Annotated in this window: 13 protein-coding genes and 2 pseudogenes; 11 read left to right on the top strand and 4 right to left on the bottom strand. The window is 71.7% G+C overall.

What is annotated here, in order from left to right:
• From GWI24_RS26945 to GWI24_RS26935, 3 genes and pseudogenes are all read left to right on the top strand, one after another.
• Positions 1-321 (top strand): annotated as a pseudogene (locus tag GWI24_RS26945) (MFS transporter); the annotation flags it as partial.
• A gap of 91 nt (positions 322-412) precedes the next feature.
• Positions 413-988 carry a DoxX family protein gene (locus GWI24_RS26940; RefSeq protein ID WP_210948494.1) on the top strand — a complete coding sequence of 192 codons (576 nt, stop codon included), beginning with the start codon at positions 413-415 and terminating at the stop codon, positions 986-988.
• Between the two features lie 121 nt (positions 989-1,109).
• Positions 1,110-1,601, top strand: a complete 492-nt coding sequence (locus GWI24_RS26935) for a hypothetical protein (RefSeq protein WP_210948493.1) — start codon at positions 1,110-1,112, stop codon at positions 1,599-1,601.
• Between the two features lie 303 nt (positions 1,602-1,904).
• On the opposite strand, the gene GWI24_RS26930 is transcribed toward GWI24_RS26935, so the two are convergent.
• Entirely contained in the window at positions 1,905-2,969 is a 1,065-nt protein-coding gene (locus GWI24_RS26930; protein WP_210948492.1) for an alpha/beta fold hydrolase, read from the bottom strand.
• A gap of 221 nt (positions 2,970-3,190) precedes the next feature.
• On the opposite strand from GWI24_RS26930, the gene GWI24_RS46630 reads away from it, so the two are divergent.
• The 3 genes from GWI24_RS46630 (at position 3,191) to gndA (ending at position 6,581) form a co-directional block, all read left to right on the top strand.
• Positions 3,191-3,865: a response regulator transcription factor gene (locus GWI24_RS46630; RefSeq protein WP_308344048.1), complete on the top strand. Its 675-nt coding sequence runs from the start codon at positions 3,191-3,193 to the stop codon at positions 3,863-3,865.
• Positions 3,862-4,908 carry a sensor histidine kinase gene (locus GWI24_RS26920; RefSeq protein WP_210948491.1) on the top strand — a complete coding sequence of 349 codons (1,047 nt, stop codon included), beginning with the start codon at positions 3,862-3,864 and terminating at the stop codon, positions 4,906-4,908. Before GWI24_RS46630 ends, GWI24_RS26920 begins: the two co-directional genes overlap by 4 nt.
• A gap of 218 nt (positions 4,909-5,126) precedes the next feature.
• Positions 5,127-6,581: an NADP-dependent phosphogluconate dehydrogenase gene (gene gndA, locus GWI24_RS26915; RefSeq protein ID WP_210948490.1), complete on the top strand. Its 1,455-nt coding sequence runs from the start codon at positions 5,127-5,129 to the stop codon at positions 6,579-6,581.
• A 306-nt stretch (positions 6,582-6,887) separates the two neighbouring features.
• On the opposite strand, the gene GWI24_RS26910 is transcribed toward gndA, so the two are convergent.
• Both GWI24_RS26910 and GWI24_RS26905 read right to left on the bottom strand, forming a co-directional pair.
• On the bottom strand, positions 6,888-8,231 hold the full coding sequence (locus GWI24_RS26910; protein ID WP_210948489.1) for an MFS transporter: 1,344 nt from the start codon (positions 8,229-8,231) through the stop codon (positions 6,888-6,890).
• Between the two features lie 77 nt (positions 8,232-8,308).
• Positions 8,309-9,460 (bottom strand): XdhC/CoxI family protein, encoded by a 1,152-nt coding sequence (locus tag GWI24_RS26905; protein ID WP_210948488.1) that lies wholly within the window; start codon positions 9,458-9,460, stop codon positions 8,309-8,311.
• 50 nt (positions 9,461-9,510) lie between these two features.
• Between GWI24_RS26905 and GWI24_RS26900 the strand changes: the two genes are divergently transcribed.
• From GWI24_RS26900 to GWI24_RS26880, 5 genes are all read left to right on the top strand, one after another.
• Positions 9,511-10,104: a (2Fe-2S)-binding protein gene (locus GWI24_RS26900; RefSeq protein WP_210948487.1), complete on the top strand. Its 594-nt coding sequence runs from the start codon at positions 9,511-9,513 to the stop codon at positions 10,102-10,104.
• Complete coding sequence (locus GWI24_RS26895) at positions 10,101-11,102, top strand: xanthine dehydrogenase family protein subunit M (protein ID WP_210948486.1); 1,002 nt, start codon at positions 10,101-10,103, stop codon at positions 11,100-11,102. The genes GWI24_RS26900 and GWI24_RS26895 overlap by 4 nt, the downstream gene beginning before the upstream one ends.
• Positions 11,099-13,261 carry a xanthine dehydrogenase family protein molybdopterin-binding subunit gene (locus GWI24_RS26890; protein ID WP_210948485.1) on the top strand — a complete coding sequence of 721 codons (2,163 nt, stop codon included), beginning with the start codon at positions 11,099-11,101 and terminating at the stop codon, positions 13,259-13,261. Before GWI24_RS26895 ends, GWI24_RS26890 begins: the two co-directional genes overlap by 4 nt.
• A 10-nt stretch (positions 13,262-13,271) precedes the next feature.
• Entirely contained in the window at positions 13,272-13,919 is a 648-nt protein-coding gene (locus GWI24_RS26885) for a TetR/AcrR family transcriptional regulator (protein WP_210948484.1), read from the top strand.
• Between the two features lie 82 nt (positions 13,920-14,001).
• Entirely contained in the window at positions 14,002-14,898 is an 897-nt protein-coding gene (locus GWI24_RS26880; protein WP_210948483.1) for a lysozyme, read from the top strand.
• 11 nt (positions 14,899-14,909) lie between these two features.
• Here the strand turns inward: GWI24_RS26880 and GWI24_RS26875 are convergent.
• Positions 14,910-15,099, bottom strand: a pseudogene (locus tag GWI24_RS26875) (extensin); the annotation flags it as partial.

Below are 15,099 nucleotides of genomic sequence, written 5' to 3'. Positions count from 1 at the left end.
GCGATCACGGGGTGCGGGGCCGCGCTCGGGGTCGCGGGCGCCCTGACGCTCATCGCCACTCAGGCGGTGGTGCGGCCCGAGCGCGCCGGGGAGGCGTCGGGGGTGACCAAGACGGTCATCACCACCGCGGCGGGGCTGGGGGTGGCCCTGTCCGGACCCGCCGCCGAGGCAGAAAGCAGCACTGCGGCCGACGCGGCCCTGATGGCGGCCGGGGGCTGCTGTCTGGCCGGGGCCGCGCTCCTGGTCATCACGCTGCTGACACGGATACGGCCCGGCGGCTCCCACGGAGGCCGGTCCGGCGCCGACGGGCGTCCGGATTGAACCCGGCACCCCGGTGGAATAAAGAGTACTTAAGGTGCATATCGGATATCGGCTCGGCGATCCGCACCGAGCCCGACCAGACGAGGGCGCCATGTCTTATCCCCCCTACGAGAACGGCCCGGAGAACACCCCGGAGAACACCTCCGCGCCCGCCCCGCACTCGCCCAGGTCCGCGGCGCACGTACTCCTCGCCCATGACGTCGGTCTGCTGGTCATCCGGCTCGGCGTCGGGCTGGTCGTCGCGGCGCGCGGCGCACAGCACCTCTTCGGCTGGTGGGGCGGCCTGGGCATCGACAAGACGGCGGTGGCGTTCGCGCAGTTCGGCTATCCGGCGCCCAAGGCCATGGCCGTGATCGCCGGGATCGCCGAGACCTTCGGTGGCCTCGGACTCGCCGTGGGGCTGCTCACCCCGCTCGCCGGTGCGGCCGTCGCGGGCACGATGGCCAACGCGGTGGCCGCCTCCACGGCGCTCGGCTATTTCGGCGGCTTCGAGTTTCCGCTGCTGGTGGGCGTCGGCGCGGCCGGGCTCGCGCTGTCCGGCGCCGGCCGGATCTCCCTCGACGCGTTCCTCCCGGTCCTGCGGTCGCAGCGGCTGATCTACGGCATCACCCTGCTGGTGCTGGCGGCGATCCTGGCGACGGTGACGATCCTGCTCAGCAAGAACTGACAGCCCTCCGGCGGTCAGGTGAACGCGCGGGGCCGGTTCTCCGTATGGCTCTGTGTGCGTCCTGCCCATCGGGACGCGCGTCGCCCGCACAGGCCGATACCGAGACCGGAGGCCCCGTTCCATGAATGACCGGTTCATCCCTCCCATCCAGGCGCTGCCGGATGGCGACGCCGAAGTCCGCCTGGTGCTCCATCTGCCCTGGGACGTGGTCGCCGCCCTGGGCCAGGAGGCCGGCCGGCTGGCGGCCCAGACGCAGCGGCCGGTGAGCCTCGACGAGGCGGTCAGCCATCGACTGCGTCATGGGACGGCCCAGACCATCGGCGTCCACGCCAAACCGGAGCGGGAGCGGAACCAGCCCGCGCCCACCGCGCCCCACACCTCACCCCCGCTGGCGGCCCGCTCCCCCGGTGAGCAGGCCCGGCAGGCGATCGAGAAGATCAACGGCTCGGCGCATCCGCACAACGGCGCCGCGAACGGCTCCGCCGAGTCCACGGGCCCGCAGCACACCACCAGCGCGCCGGATCCGGCCCCGCCCGATGCCCGGGGCATCCTGGAGCGCCCGACGCGTGCCACCGGAACGGTGAACGGCAGCGCGACGGAGATGCCGAGATAACACCGGGCCCCGGCATGGGGAAACGGCTGGAAAGGCCGCGGACACGAGGGTGCCGTCCCCATCCGGACGGCGTCCTCGTATGCGCGGCGCCCTTCACAGACACGTACGAACGAGCCATTCGTCGGAGTTGTACGCGTCTCTCGCCGAATCCGGTACCGTAGCGGGCTTTTCCTCGACCATGTCCTCCGCACGAACGCGCTCCGGCAACGTGCCGAACCTGGCACGCCGCCCGGTCTCGGCGGCATCGGAGGGCCTGGGCTTTCCGGGTGTCATGTCATCCTCCTCAGAATCATGTCGTCCTCCTCAGAATCGGTCGACGTCGAGGACGGCTTCGGCGAACGCCTCGGGCGCTTCCTGCGGCACGTTGTGGCCGATGCCCTTGAGCGTTCGGTGGTCATAGGGGCCGGTGAACTTGTCCCGGTACGCCGCGCCGTCACCGGCCGGGGTGAAGGGGTCCAGCTCACCGTCGAGGGTGATCGTGGGCACCGCGATGTCGGGCGCGGCCGCCAGACGCGCCTCGAGCCCGTCGTAGCGGGGGTCGCCCTTGGCCAGGCCCAGCCGCCAGCGGTAGTTGTGCACCACGATGGGGACGTAGTCGGGGTTGTCGAATGCCGCCGCCGTGCGATTGAAGGTGGCGTCGTCGAAGTTCCACGTCGGGGAGACATTGCGCCAGACGAGCTTCGCGAAATCGTGTCGGTACTTCTCGAAGCCCAGCGCACCCCGTTCGGTCGCGAAGTAGTACTGGTACCACCATGCCCACTCGGCCGACGGCGGCAGCGGCTGCTTGTTCTTCTCCCGGTTGGTGATCAGGTAACCGGTCACGGAGACCAGGGCCTTGCACCGCTCCGGCCAGAGCGCGGCGATGATGTCGGCGGTCCGGGATCCCCAGTCGAAGCCTCCGAACACGGCCTTCTCGATCTTCAGGGCGTTCAGCAGGGCGATGATGTCGAGGGCGATCACCGATTGCTGCGCGTTGCGGAAGGTCTTGGGCGAAAGGAAGCTCGTGGTGCCGTGGCCGCGCAGATGGGGGACGATGACCCGGTGGCCCCGGGCCGCCAGCAGGGGCGCGACCTCCCGGTAGCTGTGGATGTCGTACGGCCATCCGTGCAGGAGGATGACGGCCGGTCCATGGGCCGGGCCGGCTTCGGCGTAGCCGATGGTGAGCTCGCCGGCCTTGACCTGCTTCAGCGCCGGGAAGGACCCGCCACCGGTGTGCGACGTCGGCGCCGTGGCCGCCCTGTCGGCGCCCGGCCCGGCTGACGACGAGGCCGCTGCCGACGGGGGGTGGCTCAGGCCGGTCAGTGATGCGGCAGCCGTTCCCGCCGCCCCCGCGCCGATGGCCTTGCCGAAGGTACGCCTGTCGATCATCTGTGAACCTGAACCGTTTCTGTCCGTGTCGGCAGAGCGGGCGCTTCGCGCCCGACTGAGTGCTCCGAGCAGCCATAGTGGTGCTCCGGCGCCTTCGGGGCCTCGGTGTGCGTCCGCAGGCATCCTGCGGGTTTCCCGCAGCCGCCACTCCGGAGCTCGTCCGATCGCTCCACCGCTGCCCTGGCCCGGACCGGCCGGTCTCGCCGAGTACCTTTACTCCCGTGAATGCCGACCGCGCTGAACAGGGAGTGGATGCCGTGTCGCGCCTCAGCGTGGTGATCGCCGACGATCACCCTGTGGTCCGTGCGGGCATGCGCGTGCTGTTGTCGCAGGACGATTCCCTGGAGGTCGTCGCCGAGAGCTCCACGGTCCCGGAGACCGTGGAGACCGTGACAAGGCACCAACCGTCCGTGCTGGTCCTGGACCTCACCATGGCCGGCCAATCCAGCCTGCCCTCGATACCGGACCTGCTCGCGGCGTCCCCCGGCACCCGGATTCTGGTCCTCACGATGCAGGAGGATCCCGCGTTCGCCCGCGCGGCCCTGCGGATCGGGGCGGCCGGATATCTGCTCAAGGAAGCGGCGGCGGAAGAACTGGTCGGTGCGGCTCGCCAGGTCGCGAAGGGAGCCACCTACCTCCAACCCGCCATGGGCGCCCGACTGGCCATCGCGGACACCGGCGCTCCCGGCGCCGATGGAGATGGCTCTTTGACAGCGCGCGAGCTGCAGATCCTCTCGCTGCTCGCCCTGGGCCACACCAACCAGGAGATCGCGCGACGTCTCTACGTTTCCGTTCGGACGGTGGAGACTCACCGCGCCAGGATTCGGGACAAGCTCAAAACCGAGACCCGGGCGGAGCTCATCGCCGCGGCTCGCGAGCGCGGACTGCTGGGATGAACACCTCGCCGCGGGCCAAGGCCGGCCCGATCACCGAGGCCGCCGGTGCGGCGCTGCTCGTCATCGCCTTCGCGATCGAGGTCCTCCAGCAGCAGCCTCGCTGGGTGATGCGGCTCTCCCTCGGCGCGGCCGTTGTCCTCATCATCGCGGCGGCACTGAACACCGCCGTCCGGCGGGCATGGCTGGCGGCCCTGTGCGGGCTCGCGCTCATCCTCGCCGTGTCACAACTGGTTCGCATGACCAAAGAGCCGCTTTTCAACGGCTTGAACATCGTGCCTCTCCTGCTGATCGGCTGCGCCGCCATGCTGGGCCGCAGCGCGGTAGCGCGCCGCCGTAGTCTCGCGCGGGAGCGGGCTCAGGCCCGCAGCGACGGCGAAGAACGAGAACGGCGGCGCTGGGCACGTGAGTTGCACGATGAGACGCTTCAAGAACTGGTCGCGGTCCAGATTGTTCTCTCCACCGCCGCCGGCAGTGGCGAGTCCGCCGCCATGAAGGAGGCCATCAACCAGGCGCGCGGCCTGATCGCGAACCAGATCACATCGCTGCGCCACTTGATCGTGGAAATGCGGCCCTTCGCCCTCGACCAGCTCGGACTCGCACCCGCCCTCGAGACCCTGTGCCGCCGCACCGGGGAAACCTTCGGGCTGAAGGCGGAACTGCACGTCGGAGCGGAGTGGAGCCGGCTCGGGGACGAACTGTCACCAGAGGCCCAGGCCCATATCTACCGCATCGTGCAGGAAGCGGTGAACAACGCGGTCAAGCACGCTCAGGCGAGCCACCTCGTCGTGGAACTCGACAGCGACGATCACGCGATCAGCGTGGCGGTCAGGGACAACGGCCGCGGAATGGCCCACCAGCCTTCCACACCGGTCAACCGCTCCGCGCTCCGCACGGTGGTTTCCACGGGTACCGGACTGTCGGCCATGCGCGAGCGCGGCCACCTGCTGAACGGACACCTCACCGTCGGTTCCACCCCCGGTGCGGGAACCCATGTCTCCCTCCTGATCCCCCGCCATGCCAAGCGACGCTCCAGGGCCACGTAGTCGTTGCCCTTTTATGGATACTCCACAATCCAGCGCACCGCCCGGGCGGGAAAAATGACACACCACGGCCGCTTTCCTCGGACACCCATCCGCCGTCGGGCACATCGTGCAACTATGGCCGGGCGATATCCGGCTGATCGATGGGGAAGATCCTCGCTCCCCTCGGCGTTGCTGCCTCGCATAAGGATTCGATGCGCGTGACAGGAGTGGAACACCGTATGCCCAGCCCTTCCACCGCCCAGCCCACCGCCCAGATCGGCGTCACCGGGCTCGCCGTCATGGGTAGCAACCTCGCCCGTAACTTCGCCCGGCACGGGCACACCGTCGCTCTCCACAACCGCACGTTCGCCAAGACCAAGGCGCTGATGGAGGAGCACGGCCACGAGGGGAACTTCGTGCCGGCCGAGAGCGCCGAGGAGTTCGTCGCCGCGCTGCAGCGGCCCCGGCGGCTGATCATCATGGTCAAGGCGGGGGCGCCCACCGACGCCGTCATCGAGGAGTTCGCACCCCTCCTCGAAGAGGGCGACGTGATCATCGACGGGGGCAACGCCCACTTCGAGGACACCCGGCGCCGGGAGAAGTCCCTGCGCGAGCGCGGGCTGCACTTCGTGGGCACCGGCATCTCCGGCGGCGAGGAGGGCGCGCTCAACGGGCCCAGCATCATGCCCGGCGGATCGGTGGAATCCTACAAGTCCCTCGGCCCGCTGCTGGAGTCCATCTCCGCCAAGGTGGACGGCACACCGTGCTGCACCCACATCGGCCCGGACGGCGCCGGCCACTTCGTGAAGATGGTGCACAACGGCATCGAGTACGCGGACATGCAGCTCATCGCCGAGTCGTACGACCTGCTGCGGCGGGCGCTCGGCATGTCGCCGGGTGAGATCGCGGAGGTGTTCCGCACCTGGAACGGCGGCCGGCTGGAGTCGTATCTGATCGAGATCACCGCCGAGGTGCTCGGGCACACCGACGCCGCCACCGGCAAGCCGTTCGTGGACGTGGTGCAGGACCAGGCCGAGCAGAAGGGCACCGGCCGCTGGACCGTGCAGACCGCGCTGGACCTGGGCGTGCCGGTGAGCGGGATCGCCGAGGCCGTGTTCGCCCGTTCGCTGTCCGGCCACGCGGATCTGCGGGACGCCTCGCAGGGGCTGCCGGGGCCGTCCGGCAAGGGGCTCACGGGGGCCGCCGCGGAGCGGTTCGCCGACGATGTCGAGCAGGCGCTGTACGCCTCGAAGATCGTGGCGTACGCGCAGGGCATCCACCAGATCGAGGCGGGCAGCCAGGAGTACGGCTGGGACATCGACCCCGGGGCGGTCGCGCGGATCTGGCGCGGTGGCTGCATCATCCGGGCACGGTTCCTGAACCGGATCACCGAGGCGTACGCCAAGGACCGCAAGCCCGTCACGCTGCTGACCGACGACCACTTCGCCGAGGCGCTGGGCGCGGCGCAGGACGCCTGGCGGCGGGTGGTGGCCACCTCGGTCGAGCTGGGCGTGCCGGCCCCCGGCTTCTCGGCGGCGCTGGCGTACTACGACGCGCTGCGCTCGGAGCGGCTGCCCGCCGCACTGGTCCAGGGGCAGCGGGACTTCTTCGGCGCGCACACCTACCGGCGGGTGGACCGCGAGGGTTCGTTCCACACGCTGTGGGGCGGCGACCGCGACGAGCGTACGGCCTGACGTCGCGAGGGCCGTGTCCCTCCGCCGGAACCCGGGCGGGGACACGGCCCTCGTGGCGTTGTGTGCGCGGCCGTGCCGTGTGCACCGCACCCGCACGAGGGGCGCGCCCCTCGTGCGGGTGTGCCACCGACCTCGTACGTGCAGTTGTGCCACCGACGTCGTGCGGTCGCGCCACAGCCCGGCCCTCGTGCTGTTGTGTGCCGCGGCCGCGCCGTGTGCACCGCACCCGTCGTGCGGGGTGTGGCACCGGCCTCGTGCGGTTGTGCCGCGGCCCGGCCCTCGTGCCGTCGCGCCGCGGCCACTTCGTCAGGGCGTGTAGCGGCGGAAGGCGGGCACCGCGACGGCGAGCCCGAGTGTGCTGACGGCCACCAGCAGCCCGCCCGCGGCGACCGCCGCACGGGCCCCGAGGAGGGAGCCCGCGGTGCCGTGCAGCAGATCGGCGATGCGCGGGCCGCCCGCCACCACCACGGTGAACACGCCCTGCATCCGGCCGCGCATGTCGTCGGTGGCGGCCGCCTGGAGGATCGTCCCGCGGAAGACCATCGAGACCATGTCGGCCACGCCCGCGAGGGCGAGGAAGGCCACCGCCCACCACAGGTTGAGGCTGAGCCCGAATCCGGTGATGGCCACGCCCCAGGCCACCACGGCGGCGATGACCATCAGACCGTGGCGGCGGGCACGGGAGAAGGTGCCCGACAGCAGACCGCCGGCCACCGCGCCGAGCGGGATCGCCGCGAAGAGCAGGCCGAGCGCGAAGCCCTCGCCCCAGGGTGCGTAGGTGTGCGAGGCGAGCTGGGGGAAGAGCGCGCGGGGCATGCCGAAGACCATGGCGATGATGTCGGCGAGGAAGGACATCAGCAGGATGCGGTGGGCGGCGATGTACCGGAAGCCGTCCGCCACATCGCGCCACCCGCCCCGCCGCGCGCCACCCGCACCGCCCTCGGTGAGGGGTGGCAGGGCGGGTAGCCGCCCGACGGCCCACAGGGTGACGCACAGCGCCACGGCGTCGATGAGGTAGAGCGCGGGCAGGCCGAGGACGGGGATCAGGGCGCCCGCGAGCAGCGGGCCGAGGATCATGCCGGTCTGGGCGACGGTGGACTGCAGGGCGCCCGCGGCGGGCAGTTCGTCGGCGGGGACGAGACGGGCGACGGAGGCGCTGCGGGCCGGGGAGTTCATGCCGAAGAAGCCCTGCTGGGCGGCGAGCAGCACCATGAGCAGCGCCACCGAGTCCAGACCGGCGAAGGACTGGGCCCAGAACAGCACCGAGGTGACGGCGATGCCGACGTTGGTGACGAGCATCAGGGTGCGCCGGTCCATCCGGTCGGCGACCACCCCGCCCCACAGCGCGAAGACCACCAGCGGGAGGAGTCCGGCGAAGCTGGCGTAGCCGACCCACGCCGACGAGCCGGTGATGTCGTAGATCTGCTTGGGCACGGCGACGGCGGTCAGCTGGCTGCCGATGGCGGTGACGGTGGTGGAGCTCCACAGCCGGCGGAAGGGGCGGTGGCGCAGCGGCCGGGTGTCCATCACCCAGCGGCGCCAGCCGGGTCTCGGCGGCGGGGCGGGGGCGGTGACCCCGGCGCCGAGGGGCGCGTCATCGTCGGCGGCGGTGGGCTCTATGTCGTCGTCGCTGCTTCGAGCGGTCTCCACGGCTGGTTCGATTCCTCCTACATCCATTCGGGCCGGGAACCATTGTGACGATCCCCGGCCCGGGCCGTGGCCCCGTCTCAGCCTCCGGCCGCGGGCCGCATCGGCTCCTGACCGTGGATGCTGCCGCTGAGAGAGGTCAGCCGGGTGCCGCTGCCGCCCCAGCGGTCGGCGATGATCTCGGCCGCGATGCTGACGGCGGTCTCCTCCGGCGTACGGGCGCCGAGGTCCAGTCCGATCGGCGAGGCGAGCTTGGCCAGCGCCTCCTCGCCGAGACCGGTGGCGCGCAGCCGGCGGAGCCGGTCCTCGTGGGTGCGGCGGGAGCCCATGGCTCCCACGTAGGCCAGCGGCAGGCGCAGGGCGACGTCCAGCAGCGGCACATCGAACTTGGGATCGTGGGTGAGCACACAGACCACCGTGCGTTCGTCGATCCGGCCCGCCTCCGTCTCGGTGCGCAGATAGCGGTGCGGCCAGTCGGTCACCACCTCGTGTGCCTCGGGAAAGCGGCGCGGGGTGGCGAAGACGGGCCGGGCGTCGCACACGGTGACGTGGTAGCCGAGGTACGCGCCGATCCGGGCCATGGCCGCCGCGAAGTCCACGGCGCCGAAGACCAGCATCCGCGGCGGGGTGGCGTGGACCGAGACGAACAGGGTGAGTTCCTCGTCCATGCGGACGCCGTCGTAGCCGTAAGCCAGGGTCTCGGTGCGCCCGCCGGCCAGCAGTCCGCGCGCGTCCTCGCCGACGGCCGCGTCCAGCCGTCCGGAGCCGAGGGATCCGGAGGTGCCCTCGGGCCGTACGACCAGCCTGCGGCCCAGCCGCCCCTCCGGGTCGGGCCCGTCGACGGCCACGCAGATCACCTCGGCCACCGGCTCCCCGGCGGCCACCGCCTCGGCCACCTCGCCCAGTTCGGGGAAGCCCGCGGGGTCGATCCGCTCCACATAGACATCGATGATCCCGCCGCAGGTCAGCCCGACCGCGAAGGCGTCGTCGTCGCTGACGCCATAGCGCTCCAGCACGGGCCTGCCGCTGTCGGTCACCTCCTGGGCCAGTTCATAGACGGCGCCCTCGACACAGCCGCCGGAGACGCTGCCGATCGCCGCGCCATCGGGGCCGACCAGCATGGACGTCCCGGGCGGCAGCGGCGAGGAACGCCAGGTCGCCACCACCGTGGCACGGGCGAACGGCTCGTCCTCGCCCCACCATCGGTGCATCTGCGCTACGACGTCCCGCATGGAATTCATATCTCCTCGCCACGGATGTAAGAGGTTGATACATTCAATGTATGAGCCTCTCACATCACTCACCGAGTAGCGACATCACCTTGCGGATCAACGGCACGTCCCACTCCCTGACCATCGACAACCGGACGACCCTGCTCGATGTGCTGCGCGAGCGACTGGGGCTCACCGGCACCAAGAAGGGCTGTGACCACGGTCAGTGCGGGGCCTGCACGGTGCTGGTGGACGGTGAGCGGGTGAACAGCTGCCTGATGTTCGCGGTGACCGCCGAGGAGCGCGAGATCGTCTCCATCGAGGGCGTGGCGGCGCTGTCGGACGGCGGGGAGCTCCACCCGGTGCAGCGCGCCTTCCTCGACCACGACGGGCTCCAGTGCGGCTATTGCACCCCGGGCCAGATCTGCTCCGCCATCGGGGCGCTGGGCGAGGCCGGGCGCGGCTGGCCCAGCCATGTCACCGAGGACACCGCCACCGGGGTGGCCGATGTGTCGGCGCTGGACGCGCGGGAGGTGCGCGAGCGCATGAGCGGCAACCTGTGCCGCTGCGGCGCGTACAACGGGATCGTCGAGGCCGTGCTGGAGGCCGCGGGCGCCCAGGACACGGCCCCCGCCGCCACGAGCGGTGCCGGAGGCGCCCGATGAAGGAGTTCGCCTACGCCCGCGCGGGCGACGCCGCGGAGGCGGCCGCGCTGATCGCCCAGCGCCCCGATGCCACCTATCTCGGCGGTGGCACCAATCTGGTGGACCTGATGAAGCTCGGCGTCACCGACCCGGGTTTGCTCATCGACGTCTCCCGGCTGCCGTACGACCGGATCGAGCACCGCGAGGACGGCTCCGTGCTCATCGGCGCCACCGTGCGCAACGGCGCGCTGGCGGGCGATCCGGGCATCCGCGAGCGCTTCCCGCTGCTGTCCCAGGCGCTGCTGGCGGGGGCCTCCGGGCAGCTGCGCACGGTCGCCACGGTGGGCGGCAATCTGCTGCAGCGCACCCGCTGCGGGTACTTCCAGGACGTCACCAAGCCGTGCAACAAGCGCGAGCCGGGGACCGGGTGTCCGGCGATCCAGGGCGCGCACCGCGATCTGGCCGTGCTGGGCACCTCCGACCACTGCGTGGCCTCCCACCCCTCCGACATGGCGGTGGCGCTGGTGGCGCTCGACGCGGTGGCACACGTGCGGTCGGTGGACGGCGGATCGCGCACCGTTCCGGTGGCGGAGCTGTATCTGCTGCCCGGTGACACACCGCACCGGGAGACCGTCCTGGACCACGGCGACCTCATCACCGCCGTGGAGCTGCCCCCGCCACCGCGCGGTGCCCGGATGCGCTACCGCAAGGTCCGCGACCGCTGGTCGTACGCCTTCGCGCTGGTGAGTGTCGCCACCGCGGTGTCCGTGGCCGAGGACGGCTCACTGCGGGACGTGCGGATCGCGCTCGGCGGGGTGGCGCCGCGGCCGTGGCGCGCCCGGACCGCCGAGGAGCGGCTGCTCGGTGCCCGGCCGGACGAGGAGACGCTGCGCGAGGCGGCGCGGGCCGAGCTGGCCGAGGCGCGGCCGCTGCCGGACAACGCCTTCAAGGTCGACCTGGCCACTGATCTGATCGTCGCGGGCGTCCGCGACCTCGTCGCGAGGAGGGATCGCGCATGACCACCGTCGAGCAAAGTGTTGGGGCCCCGGTGACCCGGGTCGACGGCCTGGACAAGGTGACCGGCGCGGCGCGCTACGCCTATGAGTTCCCCACCCGGGACGTCAGTTACGTATGGCCGGTGCAGGCCACCATCGCCCGCGGCCGGGTGACGGAGGTCGATCCCGCCCCGGCGCTGGCCCTGCCCGGTGTGCTGGCGGTGCTCGACCACACCAATGCCCCGCGGCTGAACGCCGAGGCGGAGGCGAGCGCGGACCTCTTCGTGCTGCAGTCCCCTCAGGTGGCGTACCACGGCCAGATCGTGGCCGCCGTGGTGGCCACCTCGCTGGAGGCGGCGCGCGAGGGCGCGGCGGCGGTCCGGGTGGGCTATGAGCGGGAGCCGCACGATGTGGTGCTGCGCGCCGACGACGAGCGGCTGGAGATCGCCGAGACGGTGACCGACGGCAGCCCTGGCCTGGTGGAGCGCGGTGACGCCGATGGCGCCTGGTCCACTGCCCCGGTGCGGGTGGACGCCACGTACACCACTCCGGTGGAGCATCCGAGCCCGATGGAGCCGCATGCCACCATCGCGGTGTGGGACGAGGACCGGCTGACGCTGTTCAACTCCGACCAGGGTCCCTATATGAGCGCGCAGCTGATGTCCGCGCTGTTCGGGATCGAGCTGGGCGCGGTGGAGATCGTGGCCGAGTACATCGGCGGGGGCTTCGGGTCCAAGGGCATTCCGCGCTCGCCGACGGTGCTGGCGGCGCTCGCCGCGCGGGCCGTCGAACGGCCGGTGAAGATCGCCCTGACCCGGCAGCAGATGTTCCAGCTGATCCCCTACCGCTCCCCCACGATCCAGCGGGTGCGGCTCGGCGCCGAGCGCGACGGCCGGCTGACGGTGATCCAGCACGAGTCGGTGCAGCAGCGCTCGACCCAGGTGCCGTTCGCCGACCAGACGGTGTCCTCGACACGGATGATGTACGCGGCGCCCCACGCCCGTACGACGGTGAAGGTGGCGCCGCTCGATGTGATGACGCCCGCCTGGTTCCGCGCACCCGGCCACACCCCGGGGATGTTCGCGCTGGAGTCGGCTGTCGACGAGCTGGCCGGGGCGCTGGGCATGGACCCGGTCGAGCTGCGCATCCGCAACGAGCCGGAGACCGACCCGGAGAGCGGCAAGCCGTTCAGCAGCCGCAATCTGGTCGCCTGTCTGCGCGAGGGCGCGGCCCGCTTCGGCTGGGAGCGCCGCGATCCGGCGCCGGGGATCCGGCGTGAGGGCCGCTGGCTGCTGGGCACCGGCGTGGCCGCCTCGCACCACCCGGACTACACCTTCCCCTCCTCCGCGGTGGCGCGCGCCGAGGAGGACGGGACGTACCGGGTGCGCATCGGCGCGGCCGACCTCGGCACGGGCGCCCGCACCGCCCTCACCCAGGTGGCGGCGGACGCGCTCGGCGTTCCGCTGTCGCGGCTGCGGCTGGAGATCGGCCGTGCCTCGCTGGGCATGGCGCCGTTCGCGGGCGGTTCGCTCGGCACCGCCTCATGGGGCTGGGCGGTGGACAAGGCGTGCCGTGCGCTGCTAAAGGAGCTGGACACCTACGCGGGTGTGGTCCCGGACGGCGGTCTGGAGGTGGTGGCCGACACCGCCGAGGATCTGGAGCAGCGGGCGGATCTGTCACGGCACACCTTCGGGGCGCAGTTCGCCCAGGTGCGGGTGGACGGCGACACCGGTGAGATCCGGGTGGACCGGATGCTGGGCATGTTCGCGGCCGGGCGGATCGTCAATCCGCACACCGCGCGCTCCCAGTTCCTCGGGGCCATGACGATGGGTCTGTCGATGGCGCTGCTGGAGATCGGCGAGGTCGATCCGGTCTTCGGCGACTTCGCCAACCATGACTTCGCGGGCTATCACATCGCCGCCCACGCCGATGTTCCGCAACTGGACGTGGTGCTGATGGAGGAGGACGACAACACCACCAACCCGGTGGGCGCCAAGGGCATCGGCGAACTGGGCATCGTGGGCGCGGCGGCGGCCATCGGCAACGCCTTCCACCATGCCACCGGAGAGCGGGTGCGGGATCTGCCGATCCGCATCGAGCGCTCGCGGGATGCGCTGCGGGCCGCCCGGGGCGCCGAAAGGCGCAGGCCAGGGGCGGGTGAGCCGGAATCACGGGTCGGGTAAGGTCACCCGAATGGCACCCACCCCGAAGGGACGCGCCACCTACCACCACGGCGACCTGGCCGCCGCGCTGGTGCAGACGACCCTGGAGATCATCGACGAGGTCGGAGTGCGCGGCTTCTCCGTGGCGGAGGCCGCGCGCCGCACCTGTGTGAGCCCCGGCGCGCCGTACCGCCACTTCGCCGACCGTGACGCGCTGCTCGCGGCCGCCGCCCTGGAGGTCTCGCGGCGGCTGCGGGCCATCTACCTGGACACGGTGGCCGACGTCGGGTCCGCCCAGGAGCGGCTGGCCACGGTGGCGGGCACCTTCGTGCGCGCGGCGGCCCGCTACCGCGGCGGGCTGGACATCCTCTTCGCGCCGGGGCTGCGGGCCACCCATCCGGAGCTACGGGACAGCAGCAGGGAGTTCGTGGATCTGCTGCTGCCGAGCGCCTTCGAGGTGGTCGCCCCGGCCGAGGCCGCGGCGACGGCCGTGGCGTTGCTCGACGCCCTGCACGCGCTCGCCCGCGGCTATGTCGCCCAATTGCTGGAAGGGAAGTTCGGCGATCCGGATGACGTGGTCGAGGAGGTCGCCATCCGGGCGACCCGGGCCGCGAGGGCGCTGGTGGCGGGCTACGGCGTGCCGTCGGGGCCGGTCGGCGAGGAGGGCCGGGACCGCTGACGGAGGGACAGAATTTCCCGTTCCGCTTCACGTTCTTCGTTCGGCGCGCATACCGTCGATGCGGAACGGATCGGAGGAACAGATGTCCCTGAAATCCGGTAAGGGCGCCCACCGGGCGCCTTCGCGTCTGCGCTCGCCCTACGCCATCGGCGGACTGGCAGTGGCGATCACCGCCGCCGTCCTCGCCACCCTCGTACCGGCCACGGCCTCGACGACCGACCCCGACCACGACGCCGGCACCGACCCGGCCCCCGCAGCGTCCGTCCCGCACCCCGAGCGGGACTGGATGGGCTCGACCATCGCCCGTCACGAGAGGACCGACCCCGGCGCCACGCCCCGGGCCACCAGAGCGGCCTCGGTGGAGGGCGTGGACGTCAGCGACCACCAGGGTTCGGTCGACTGGGCGGCCCTGTGGGACGACAACGTCCGATTCGCCTATGTGAAGGCCACCGAGAGCACGACCTACAAGAACCCCTCGTTCGCCTCGCAGTACAACGGCTCCTTCCAGCAGGGCATGATCCGCGGCGCCTACCACTTCGCCCTGCCGGACCGTTCCAGCGGCACCCGTCAGGCGGACTTCTTCGTCGCGGGCGGTGGCGACTGGTCGGACGACGGCAGGACGCTGCCGCCCGTCCTGGACCTCGAGTACAACCCGTACGGAGCAACCTGCTACGGCCTGACCGCCTCCCAGATCGTGAACTGGATCGGCGATTTCACCGCGCGGGTCAAGGAGCGCACCGGACGCCAGCCGGTGATCTACACGACCACCGGCTGGTGGCAGACGTGCACCGGCGACAGCGCCGCCTTCGCCGACCGGAACCCGCTGTGGCTGGCGCGGTACGCCGCCACCCCCGGGCCGCTGCCGGCCGGCTGGAAGACCCACACCCTGTGGCAGTACACCTCCAGCGGGCCGCTGGTGGGCGACCACAACCGGTTCAACGGAAGCCTGGCGGGCCTCAAGGCGCTGGCCACGGGGTGAGGCGGCGGCGCTCAGCCGCCGAGCACACCGCCGACCCCGCCGAGCACCCCGTCCAGGGTGTCGCCGACACCGTCCACCAGTCCGCCCACCAGGCCCTTGCCGTGACCGCCCTGGCCGGGGGTCTGCGACGGCTGGCTGGGCTGCTGCGACGGGGTGGTCGGGTCGGCGCTCGGAGTCGTCTCGCTCGGTGAGGAGGGCGAT

Source organism: Streptomyces sp. MK37H, assembly GCF_018035285.1.
GTDB lineage: Bacteria > Actinomycetota > Actinomycetes > Streptomycetales > Streptomycetaceae > Streptomyces > Streptomyces endocoffeicus.
The sequence above is the reverse complement of the archived record's forward strand: the minus strand, read 5'-3'. Positions and strand labels throughout refer to the sequence as shown.

Bases quoted from the DNA above. Each gene is read 5' to 3' on its own strand.
- GWI24_RS26940 (WP_210948494.1), top strand. From the start codon at position 413: ATGTCTTATCCCCCCTACGAGAACGGCCCGGAGAACACCCCGGAGAAC.
- GWI24_RS26930 (WP_210948492.1), bottom strand. From the start codon at position 2,969: ATGATCGACAGGCGTACCTTCGGCAAGGCCATCGGCGCGGGGGCGGCG.
- GWI24_RS26905 (WP_210948488.1), bottom strand. From the start codon at position 9,460: ATGCGGGACGTCGTAGCGCAGATGCACCGATGGTGGGGCGAGGACGAG.
- GWI24_RS26935 (WP_210948493.1), top strand. From the start codon at position 1,110: ATGAATGACCGGTTCATCCCTCCCATCCAGGCGCTGCCGGATGGCGAC.
- GWI24_RS26890 (WP_210948485.1), top strand. From the start codon at position 11,099: ATGACCACCGTCGAGCAAAGTGTTGGGGCCCCGGTGACCCGGGTCGAC.
- GWI24_RS26880 (WP_210948483.1), top strand. From the start codon at position 14,002: ATGTCCCTGAAATCCGGTAAGGGCGCCCACCGGGCGCCTTCGCGTCTG.
- GWI24_RS26900 (WP_210948487.1), top strand. From the start codon at position 9,511: ATGAGCCTCTCACATCACTCACCGAGTAGCGACATCACCTTGCGGATC.
- gndA (WP_210948490.1), top strand. From the start codon at position 5,127: ATGCCCAGCCCTTCCACCGCCCAGCCCACCGCCCAGATCGGCGTCACC.
- GWI24_RS26920 (WP_210948491.1), top strand. From the start codon at position 3,862: ATGAACACCTCGCCGCGGGCCAAGGCCGGCCCGATCACCGAGGCCGCC.
- GWI24_RS26885 (WP_210948484.1), top strand. From the start codon at position 13,272: ATGGCACCCACCCCGAAGGGACGCGCCACCTACCACCACGGCGACCTG.
- GWI24_RS26895 (WP_210948486.1), top strand. From the start codon at position 10,101: ATGAAGGAGTTCGCCTACGCCCGCGCGGGCGACGCCGCGGAGGCGGCC.